Source organism: Natrinema hispanicum (genome assembly GCF_004217335.1).
GTDB classification, from domain to species: Archaea; Halobacteriota; Halobacteria; order Halobacteriales; family Natrialbaceae; genus Natrinema; species Natrinema hispanicum.
On sequence record NZ_SHMP01000007.1, the window covers coordinates 282,486 to 292,010 of the forward strand.

The 9,525-nt window shown below is 54.4% G+C and carries 12 protein-coding genes and 1 pseudogene; 12 read left to right on the forward strand and 1 reads right to left on the reverse strand.

What is annotated here, in order from left to right; all coding sequences use genetic code 11:
- The first annotated feature begins 104 nt into the window (after nucleotides 1-104).
- From BDK88_RS17965 to BDK88_RS18020, 12 genes are all read left to right on the forward strand, one after another.
- Nucleotides 105-398, forward strand: a complete 294-nt coding sequence (locus BDK88_RS17965) for a PadR family transcriptional regulator (protein WP_092935820.1) — start codon at nucleotides 105-107, stop codon at nucleotides 396-398.
- A gap of 187 nt (nucleotides 399-585) precedes the next feature.
- The gene (locus BDK88_RS17970) at nucleotides 586-858 is read left to right on the forward strand and encodes a PadR family transcriptional regulator (protein ID WP_092935822.1); all 273 of its coding nucleotides are present in this window, start codon (nucleotides 586-588) and stop codon (nucleotides 856-858) included.
- 439 nt (nucleotides 859-1,297) lie between these two features.
- Entirely contained in the window at nucleotides 1,298-1,690 is a 393-nt protein-coding gene (tnpA, locus tag BDK88_RS17975) for an IS200/IS605 family transposase (RefSeq protein WP_092935824.1), read from the forward strand.
- Between the two features lies 1 nt (nucleotide 1,691).
- Nucleotides 1,692-2,888 carry an RNA-guided endonuclease TnpB family protein gene (locus BDK88_RS17980; protein ID WP_092935826.1) on the forward strand — a complete coding sequence of 399 codons (1,197 nt, stop codon included), beginning with the start codon at nucleotides 1,692-1,694 and terminating at the stop codon, nucleotides 2,886-2,888.
- Nucleotides 2,889-3,965: 1,077 nt separating this feature from the next.
- Nucleotides 3,966-4,493 carry a winged helix-turn-helix domain-containing protein gene (locus BDK88_RS17985; protein ID WP_092935828.1) on the forward strand — a complete coding sequence of 176 codons (528 nt, stop codon included), beginning with the start codon at nucleotides 3,966-3,968 and terminating at the stop codon, nucleotides 4,491-4,493.
- On the forward strand, nucleotides 4,494-4,940 hold the full coding sequence (locus BDK88_RS22390) for a hypothetical protein (protein WP_130501544.1): 447 nt from the start codon (nucleotides 4,494-4,496) through the stop codon (nucleotides 4,938-4,940).
- A 107-nt stretch (nucleotides 4,941-5,047) separates the two neighbouring features.
- Complete coding sequence (locus BDK88_RS22395) at nucleotides 5,048-6,496, forward strand: MBL fold metallo-hydrolase (RefSeq protein ID WP_130501545.1); 1,449 nt, start codon at nucleotides 5,048-5,050, stop codon at nucleotides 6,494-6,496.
- 5 nt (nucleotides 6,497-6,501) lie between these two features.
- Complete coding sequence (locus tag BDK88_RS18000) at nucleotides 6,502-6,780, forward strand: DUF3006 domain-containing protein (RefSeq protein WP_092935834.1); 279 nt, start codon at nucleotides 6,502-6,504, stop codon at nucleotides 6,778-6,780.
- Nucleotides 6,781-7,053: 273 nt separating this feature from the next.
- Nucleotides 7,054-7,263 (forward strand): hypothetical protein, encoded by a 210-nt coding sequence (locus BDK88_RS18005; protein WP_130501448.1) that lies wholly within the window; start codon nucleotides 7,054-7,056, stop codon nucleotides 7,261-7,263.
- Nucleotides 7,264-7,516: 253 nt separating this feature from the next.
- The gene (locus BDK88_RS18010; RefSeq protein ID WP_130501546.1) at nucleotides 7,517-7,981 is read left to right on the forward strand and encodes a hypothetical protein; all 465 of its coding nucleotides are present in this window, start codon (nucleotides 7,517-7,519) and stop codon (nucleotides 7,979-7,981) included.
- Nucleotides 7,982-8,138: 157 nt separating this feature from the next.
- Entirely contained in the window at nucleotides 8,139-8,429 is a 291-nt protein-coding gene (locus BDK88_RS18015; protein WP_130501450.1) for a hypothetical protein, read from the forward strand.
- Nucleotides 8,429-8,758 (forward strand): DUF7558 family protein, encoded by a 330-nt coding sequence (locus BDK88_RS18020; protein ID WP_130501451.1) that lies wholly within the window; start codon nucleotides 8,429-8,431, stop codon nucleotides 8,756-8,758. Before BDK88_RS18015 ends, BDK88_RS18020 begins: the two co-directional genes overlap by 1 nt.
- A gap of 445 nt (nucleotides 8,759-9,203) precedes the next feature.
- Here BDK88_RS18020 and BDK88_RS18030 read toward each other — a convergent pair.
- Nucleotides 9,204-9,525 (reverse strand): annotated as a pseudogene (locus tag BDK88_RS18030) (ISH3 family transposase); the annotation flags it as partial.

Below are 9,525 nucleotides of genomic sequence, written 5' to 3' on the forward strand. Positions count from 1 at the left end.
GACTCGATGCGATTAATCTGAGTCGATCCAGTCGTCTCGTGCGTTCTGTACTACCTCCTAATCTCGGAAGCTTCATCACTCAATACATATACATACATTCAAACATGTACGATCTCACCAAATTCCAGCGTGACATCTTATACGTGATCGCCGGCCAAGACGAGCCACATGGCCTCGCGGTCCAAGATGAACTCGAGGAGTACTATGAGAACGAGATCCACCACGGGCGACTGTATCCGAATCTCGACGAGGTCGTCGACAAAGGGCTCGTCGAGAAAGGCAAGGTCGATCGTCGGACGAACTCCTACACGATTACAGCGCGTGGCCGACGCGAACTCGAGGCCCGGCGAGAGTGGGAAGAGCAGTACGTCGGTGAGTTACTCTCGAGTTCGGAGTGAGACGGTTACGACCCTGAGCGTGCATACTGAGTCGGCTCCTCGAATGTCGTTCCATTCCGATCACTGTCTCAGGATGTCGTGAACGGAAAGAGAGTCGGCTAGTAATATAAAGAACCGACTAGTTGGATCAGCTTACATCTACGTACGTATAGAATAACAAATATCATCTCGCCTGAATGGCTGGGCCATGGACGACCTCACAGGATTCCAACGAGACCTGCTGTACGTGATCGCGGGCGCTGACCAGCCATCTGGACAGGATGTCAAAGACGAGATCGAGCAGTACTACAGTTCAGAGATCAATCATGGTCGGCTATACCCGAATCTCGATACGGTCGTGAATAAGGAACTCGTCGAGAAAGGACAACTCGACAGGCGCACAAACTACTACGCAATTACAGACGAGGGAGAGCAAGCGATCGAGGATCGTTATGAGTGGGAATCCCAGTACACCGACTAATCGAAATCGGAAGCGATTTGGATTCTTGCTTTGCCCTCCCGAATCGGTAAGTACAGTGACGGTACTGAGCGTTGCTACCGACAGCTATCTTAATACAGCGAGAGAATCCCGCCCTTCCGGAGAGTGACGAGTGTTCCGACGTACTGTCGGAACCGAGGAGCGAACAGGGCGGGAGTGAATCGCGTAAGCTCTGGGCAACAGCCCACTCGGTTTCTCCCTTCTGAATACCCCACGTCACAAGAATTATCTTAATACAGCGAGAGAATCCCGCCCTTCCGGAGAGTGACGAGTGTTCCGACGTACTGTCGGAACCGAGGAGCGAACAGGGCGGGAGTGAATCGCGTAAGCTCTGGGCAACAGCCCACTCGGTTTCTCCCTTCTGAATACCCCACGTCACAAGAATTATCCGTCTTGGGTGTCTCGTATCTGGAGAGGCCAAATGGAGGATCATCTGCAAACCGGGTCGCACACAGTATACGCGCTCCAGTATCACTTCGTGACCGTCACGAAGTACCGTGCCGATATTCTCACGGATGAGCGGCTTGAGCGTGTCGCTGAAATCGCCCACGACATTGCAGATGACTTCGAGGCTGACATCAAGAACGTGGACGGCGGAACCGACCACGTTCACATCCTGTTTCGGACCAAACCAACCACAGACCTCACGAAGTTCATCAACTCGCTCAAAGGTGTCACGTCCCGCCGGATTCGGTCGGAGTTTCCCGAAGTGACACAGACGCTCGAAGATGCGTTCTGGCAACCAGGGTACTTCCTCGCCACGACCGGCCAAGTGAGCATCGACGTGCTAATGGACTACGTGGACGACCAGTAGCATGACCGCGACAACCACGAAAACGCTGGAAGCCACGCTCGCTCCGCCGACAGCACACAAAGAGCGGAAACTGTGTGACCTCCTCGAAATCTACCGTGAGGGACTACATGAGGCGTTCGACGCCGGGTGTGACACGATGAGTGCAACCAGCGACGTGGTGACGCCTTACGACCTGCCGTATCAGGCGAAAGCAGCGCTGTGCAACTACGTTCCACAACTTCATGACACCTACGACGCACAGGAGTTAGACGACAACCACCCGGTTCGGCTCACCAACCAAGCCGCCGAGTTCGACCACTCCCCGGCGCGTGACTACGAGTTCACGTGGTGGGCACCACAACCCGGTCGTGGGACGAATTTCTGGATACCGCTTCGTATTAATCCCGCCCAAGAAGGTCTGTGGCACGACCTGGTACATGGGGACGCTTCGGCGGGCCAGCTCCGACTGCAACGCCACCGCACGTCGTGGACGCTCCACGTCACTGTCGAGTTCCCGGTCAAAGAACCGGACTACGAACCAACCGACGACGACGTAACACCAGTGGGATTCGATATTGGTGAAGCCCACCTGCTCGCGGGCTGTGCCTGCGAGCAGGGCACTCCGACTCACCCACTGCTCATCAACGGTGGTCGCGCTCGTCACCTTCGCAAAGAGATGTTCACGACGCTCAAGCGACTGCAAGAGCGTGACGCCGCAGAGTGGCGGATTGACGAACGATTCGACCACTACCAGAACGCACTCACTGACATCATCGAAAAGGCGTCTCGACGTGCCGTTGAGTACGCCTGCGGGTTCGAGAAGCCAGTCCTCGTGCTGGAAGACTTGAGCTACATCCGCGAAGACCTTGATTACGGTGAGTGGATGAACCGACGCCTCCACGCATGGGCGTTCGCTCGACTCCAACAGCGCATCGAGGACAAAGCACGAGAGGCTGGACTTCCGGTTAGCTACATTCGACCGGAGTACACGAGTCAGACGTGTCACGAGTGCGGTTACATCGGGCACCGGAACGGCGACGAGTTCCGGTGCCAGAACGACGAGTGTTGGATCACAGAGTACCACGCAGACATCAACGCAGCGGTCAACATCGCTGACCGCCACGACCCGTGGGGTGAGAGCCTGCCGCTGAAACCGGCGGGCGATGACATCTCACGGGATGGGAGCGCCTGTGACAGCGCCACGACCCCCTCCGAGTAGAGCCAACCACAGCAGATGACGCTCGGAGAGGTCGGGTCGGAACCCACTGCCGGTAGTTAGCCGGTATTCCCCTGCAGGGAAGCCGCGCCGTTCACGGCGCGGAGGATGTCACACCAGCGGGGAAGATGATGCAATCGCACCTGCAACGGAGGCATCAGCGAGGAACAGTACGAAAGCGAACCATCCCTGAAATTTGTGTTCGGGCGTCCGTATCGATGCGTACACGTACGCGGCCAAGCTGACTACCATGCGCTGATCAACGAGACATATATCAATAAAGCAACTGGAAATCGTCTTCTCACCTGATCAGTACGCACACGTAGTTACCGGTTAGTACAGGCAAAGAAGCTGTCGGTAACTTATAAATTTTCTCGCTAGCCGCCAACAATCACGCATAGATTTTTAAAGACCAGTGACATATTTGTCATATGGGCCTCTTAGAGATACTGATGTACCTATGGGCACTTGCCATCATAATCGGTAGTGTCTATACCTTCGTTCAAATGATATTAGGAAAGAGTTCTGTGGGTAACTTTTTTTGAGAGTGTCAGAGGGTTCATAGAACGTTTCACATACCCACTCTGTGATTACCCGACGAGCGATAAGTACAGCGAATAAATATATAGGTGAATAAATATAAATTGGAAACAGGAATGAATTCTTATCCTAAATTCATGCTCGCAGCTACGACAGGGCTATTGATTGGGATTCCACTTTGGATGGCTGTTCTCTACCCTGAAATGCTCTCTCTCAGACTATTCACAAGTTCCGTATTTTGGGGTATCGTAGCCAGTCTACTACTTGTAATGCTATTCGGGTTTTGGGTCGGCCAGCGGTCAGAGTACACCTGATGTGCCTCAAAGTGGTCGCTCAATAAGAACATCTACTTACCGGCTGGTTCAATCAAAGCGGGTTGAAATAAATTGTCTGCGGGGCTTTTTATGACGTGTTCTGATTACTGTGGTTTTACAATTAGCAGCCTGTTTTCTCGGTGTGAGCCCTATGCAGATCGGGTCTCTTCTCACACATATCTGAAAAATACGAACATATATTGAGCATGGCCGCGTACAGTTAGATATGTCTGAGTTCGATCCGGCACCTGAATCTGATGCTGCTCAACGGCGGTGGCAAGAGGGTACGGACACGTTTGGTCGTGTCTACGATGTTGCCCTTGGAGTGACATCGCCCACCGCGTACACTGAGATTGCAGAGCTTGCCGATTGCTCTCCGAACGCCGCCAAAAAGCATCTCGAGCGTCTGACCGAGATGGGTATCGTTCGAACAGACCATGATAGTCGCCCTGCGCAGTACGAACGGAATGATGGGTATCTCGAGTGGCAGGAGGCTAGCCAAATTGCAGATGAACTCTCCATCGACGAGATAATCGACCGCGTGGCAGCACTCGAAGAACAGCTCACAGAGTACGAGGAGCAGTTCGGAACCACTGACCCGACAGCGGTCTCGGTTGTTGAGCATGACGACCACGAGATGGTTCATGAACGGATGACTGCGATCAGTGAGTGGCAAGGAATCATTCGAGAGATTCGACTGTACGAACTTGCTCGACAGCTCTCCCAGAACGATGGGCATCTGATTCCTGCCTGAATGAGTCGGCCACCATCGGATTCGGCCCCTGACTCGACAGGGCCACCGGATCGCCAGACGTTGCGATTGCTCGAGCGACATCTCACATCGGATTCACTCGTCGCCGAGACAGCATTCGATCCAGATTCCTACGAGCCGCGACTTCTCAAGGCGTTCCTTGATATGGAGCGATATCCAGAATCAGTCTCAGCAGCCCGGCTCGACATTCGGTGGTTCACGACAGAGGATTTCACATTTCATTATGTTGAAGATCACAACGATGGGAGCCGGTGGGAATGTCGTTGGGATCGGCATCCAAACACGCACAATGCCCGGTTGCACTTTCACCAGCCACCGGCTGCGAACGACATCACTGATCTTGAACTCCCGTCGTTCCACCCCCTCGAGGTGTACTCGACGGTGCTTACTGCGATCGAGCAGCGTCTCGAGACTCTTTGGTCTCAGTGAAGGTATGTGAGTCTCATTGGCCTCTCGCACACAGTATTTGCGAGGATGTTAGCGGGGTTCTTCCACTGGACGGAACACTCAAACGCGTCTCGTGAGATGACCCGTGTATGAACCGAGTGATCCTCGTCGTTTCCGTGGCGCTCCTCGTCGTTCTTGCGGGATGTGCGGGCGACACCGGGAGCCCCGAGAACGCGATTGACGACTCTCAGACCGTTGGGAACGCTCTCGAGGTTGTTGACATGAACGTCAAAGAGGTGTCGCCCGACGAGGAGTACGTAGTCCTCGAGAATACCGCCGATGAATCCGTTGATTTGTCTGGGTTTGAACTCCGAGACCGAGAGGGTGGACAGGTCGATGGCGGCCTCTCTCCGTTTTCGTTTCCAAGTGAGTTCGTCTTGGAGTCTGGGGAGACGGTGAAGATAACGACCGGTGAAGGCGATCCGACGGACAACGAGCTGTATTGGGGATACAACGTGAATATCTGGCGGGACGACGGCGACGTGGTTCGGCTCGTCGATGACAACGATCAGGTCGTACTCGAGCACGCTTACGGCGATATCGATCTCGCTGAGTCTGAGTCGGACGGCGATGTAGAGGGCGATAACGGTGACGAGAGCGATGGACTCGACGGGAGCACTATCGAGGGAGAACTCGAGATTCACCACATCGACGTTGGACAAGGCGATTCGACTCTCATCGTCACGCCAGCCAATGAGACGATCCTGATCGATACTGGCGACTGGCGAGAGGACGGCAGTGAGGTCATCGCCTATCTCGAGGCCCAGGGGATCGATCGGATCGACCATCTCGTCGCGACACACGCTGATGCCGACCACATCGGTGGTCACGCTGCTGTGATCGAGCACTTCGAGACGACTGGTGAGGGTATTGGAACCGCATACGATTCGGGTGTCCCATCGGATTCTGCGACCTATGGGAACTACCTCGATACCGTCGACGAGTACGACGTCGAGCTGCTCATCGTCGAAAGCGGCGATGAGCTACCGCTTGAGGGCGATGTCTCTGCCCAGGTGATGAACCCGCCTGCTGGGGACGCTGGGAGTGACGTTAACGATAACAGTGTGGTACTGGCGCTCGAGTTTGGTGACTTCCAGTATTTGGCACCCGGTGATGTCGATACTGGCGTTGAGCAGCGCTTGGTCGACGAGTGGGAAAACGATCTCGAGAGCGATGTCTACAAGGCTGGCCATCACGGGTCATCGACCTCCTCGAGTGACGCCTTCGTAGACGCCATCGATCCGGAGACGGCTATCATCTCGAGTGCCTACGACTCACAGTACGGACATCCGAGTGACGAGGTGCTCGAACGGTTTGCCGCTCGAGAGATCGAAACGTACTGGACGGGAGTCCACGGCGATATTGTGGTTCGCACCGATGGCACGTCGATCGAGGTAGAGACGGAAGAGTTGTTCTCGACGGACCCAGAGGATATCCTCGCGGATACATCTGATTCCGACGATGAGACGAATTCCCTGATATCACCTCCGCTGGTCGCCAGTGGAATTGATGGAGCTGTCGCTCCTGCTATGGGGTGAGAACGATGGATGGGACTTACACTGGCGTTGTCGATCGAATTGAGGACGGTGAGATTGCTGTCATCTTGCTTGAGGAGAACGGGCAGGTGATCGAGCAAGTCGATGTCCCTGTGGGTCGATTGCCTGAGCCCGCTCAAACAGACGGTGGCGTGCTTTCGGTGATGCTTGAGGATGGTGACATCACGTCGATGGAATACCGACCGGACGCGACCCGAGACCGCCGTGAGTCCGCGCAGGAGAAACTGGATCGGTTATCGGAGAAATTGTCCGATCGTGAGGAGTGAGTCGACGCTGGTGGTGATGAAGAGTGACTCTCGAGGAAAAGTCTGTAGTGGACACTTGGTTCTGTTTCGAAGTTCCGTCTGATAGTCTGATAAGAGGAGAATCGTGGATTGTCAAACGCTCAGTACAGGTCAAGCAAGTAACGGAGTGACAATCTATCCCATCGATAACTGTCAGGAACAGTATGCGAATAGAGATGCTGAGTGCATCACGGTGGCTCTATCCCCGGTAGACAGCTACCGAACTATTATGTGTTATTCCGAGAAACATTATCTATGACGAAAAGTATAATCACTGGTGCATCCATACAGCGTTTTGCAATTATTTTGATGCTATACGGTGGTTTCTACGAAATAAGTTACTGGGTTGGCCCCCGAATAACTCGTTTTCCATACCAAGATAGTGGAACGATAATGACTTTTGCATTACTGCTTGGAATTGTTGGGATTGGCGTGGAAATATACAATAAAGACGAAGCGAACTAGAATACTGACATCTCTCACAGATATATCCGTTTTGTAGAAACTGACTTTCTTATATTGAGTGTTCTGTGTCACTCACTCAGTATTGATAGATTGTCCAGCGTTCAATAAGCACCTGTAGTTCGCAGTGATTCCACGGGAATAAACAGCTAAAGAACCCGGTTTCAACAGAGCTACGTATTCTAAAACGACCCCTCCGGAGTATTTTTTCGCCCCGAGATGGGTGCGGGGCGATCGAACTGCCCCGAGATAGCGAATGACTACTGAGCGACAGCACCCACGAGACCGTGGAATTGATCGGACACCAACTCACCGGCACCCCTCCAAGCAACCCTGGTCTGGCCTTGAGTTACGCGTTCCAAACGACCGAAGTCGGGAGTCACTCATTTCGTTCGTCGAGTGTGTTCTCGTCGAACTCACACATGCAGACGTCGGTGCCGAGTATCGATCGTCGAACGTCTGGGGGGTTAAACTGACACAGTACATTGCTGCCGATACGGTTGGTGAACGATTCAAGAAACGCCATTACGACGAACGGCTTGGCTGGCACGAGCAGACGATGTCTCGGCAGGACGTACGTGATGAGCTAATCAACCGACTCGCACGGCCCACGTCACTGGCGACGAATCAGAGTCATCCCCACCCTGTTGAGAAACCAGATACGTTCAGGGTGAAGCCGACGTGGCAACTGCGAACAGGTCGCCGGACTGGCGAAAAGTAATCAGCAGTCATCAGTACTCGAGCCCTCTGTTGAATATCGATCACTGACTCCATACACATCATGCAGTGTCTTCGACTTGACTATGCTTCCAGCAGAGAGTTTATTGACGCCATGAAGCACGAGGCGCGCTCAGCAGCGTGTCGTCATGTGACTTACAATGACAGGCCCAAACCCGATTGACGACACTGCAGACGATTACAGCCGGTTCGAGGCCAGACTCGTTGCCCGTGATCAGGATGCAACTCGCGTCGTGACCGCAGATCTCGGCGAGACAACCGCCCGACAACTCGTTACTGAACTCATCGATAACAGTGTGGTAACGCCGGTCCCTGACAAGCGGGTGTTCGTCCACGAGCCAAGTGGGACCGCCTTTGACTCGAGCACTCAGCTTGCTGTTTTCCATCAGGGCTGGACGGCGGCCCGCAACGCCGACAAGGAGGGTGAGTGATGCAGCAGATGCTCGCTGGCTGTGCCTTCTGCGACGCCCTGTCTGGCACCGAGGCCGGTGAGGCACATACCTGGGGAAAAGATGAGCGAGTCTCTCACCCCATCTGTGTCGACTGCGCTATCCAGGCGGAGCCGGACCCTAGCGACTGCGATCACTGCACCTGTGACGGTTGTGGGCTCGTCGTCGACACGATCGCGGCACTCACACGGTTCCGCGTCGAACTCGGCCATCTCGAGGGCTCGCTACAGCTGTGTGCGAGGTGTAGTCCCGGAGGCCCGGCGACGTACTGGACGCGCAACCTTGAGGAGCACGTTGTAGCGGTTAAGTAGAGTACGGCTATACGGGGCTACCGAGACAAAACAAACGGGTAGAGGATGAGCAGCAACACTGCAGAGGAGCGGAAGTTACCTGCGAAAAAGCAGTGCTTAGATAAGCTTCGTAACAGAGAGTATCGATGATGGACGAGGAACCGGAGTCAATTAGCTATTTGTCAGCTGATGATATCCGTGATATTCACGAGTTAATCGTGGAGTCAAATGCGGATACAACTGCTGGCGTCTCCTCGCCAGGCGACATTGAATATCGGTACTTCCCGAGCGTCGCTTCGTGAGCTGTGCTGAGTCTCGGATGACCGGAGTGAACGCTGGTGTGATAGCTGAGTGTAGGAGAAACAGAGTCCACAGATGGAGAGAACCGAACTGAGAAAGCTGAGATACGCCGTTTTAGACGAATGCTGTTGCTCGTCAGGTGCCTGCTCAAGGCCGCGGGCTGGCGTCAGCCCGCGGCCGATGCATACGTTTCTGGCACACCGACGCCGTTCATCTTGATCTCCCAGCGCCGTTCTAGCTCTTCTTCCAATGCATGTCTAATCCAGTCAGAGAAGGTCTTGAACGTGAATTCCTGGGGGAGGTCGCGCCCGCCCCGACGCGGGCGGGCGACGACCGCCCACCGAAGCACGAGCCAGAGGTTCTCCAGCAAGAACCCGACCAAGACGAATGCAAAGCGGACGACTGGATCTTGTGTCGTCGTTACCACTCGTGCTTGGCGAAACACCCGGTAGCTTGTTTCAATCGCTGACCGTTTCCGGTACAGCTGT

Bases quoted from the DNA above. Each gene is read 5' to 3' on its own strand.
- BDK88_RS17985 (WP_092935828.1), top strand. From the start codon at position 3,966: ATGTCTGAGTTCGATCCGGCACCTGAATCTGATGCTGCTCAACGGCGG.
- BDK88_RS18010 (WP_130501546.1), top strand. From the start codon at position 7,517: ATGACTACTGAGCGACAGCACCCACGAGACCGTGGAATTGATCGGACA.
- BDK88_RS17980 (WP_092935826.1), top strand. From the start codon at position 1,692: ATGACCGCGACAACCACGAAAACGCTGGAAGCCACGCTCGCTCCGCCG.
- BDK88_RS18005 (WP_130501448.1), top strand. From the start codon at position 7,054: ATGACGAAAAGTATAATCACTGGTGCATCCATACAGCGTTTTGCAATT.
- BDK88_RS17965 (WP_092935820.1), top strand. From the start codon at position 105: ATGTACGATCTCACCAAATTCCAGCGTGACATCTTATACGTGATCGCC.
- BDK88_RS22395 (WP_130501545.1), top strand. From the start codon at position 5,048: ATGAACCGAGTGATCCTCGTCGTTTCCGTGGCGCTCCTCGTCGTTCTT.
- BDK88_RS18000 (WP_092935834.1), top strand. From the start codon at position 6,502: ATGGATGGGACTTACACTGGCGTTGTCGATCGAATTGAGGACGGTGAG.
- BDK88_RS22390 (WP_130501544.1), top strand. From the start codon at position 4,494: ATGAGTCGGCCACCATCGGATTCGGCCCCTGACTCGACAGGGCCACCG.
- BDK88_RS17970 (WP_092935822.1), top strand. From the start codon at position 586: ATGGACGACCTCACAGGATTCCAACGAGACCTGCTGTACGTGATCGCG.
- tnpA (WP_092935824.1), top strand. From the start codon at position 1,298: ATGGAGGATCATCTGCAAACCGGGTCGCACACAGTATACGCGCTCCAG.
- BDK88_RS18020 (WP_130501451.1), top strand. From the start codon at position 8,429: ATGCAGCAGATGCTCGCTGGCTGTGCCTTCTGCGACGCCCTGTCTGGC.
- BDK88_RS18015 (WP_130501450.1), top strand. From the start codon at position 8,139: ATGACAGGCCCAAACCCGATTGACGACACTGCAGACGATTACAGCCGG.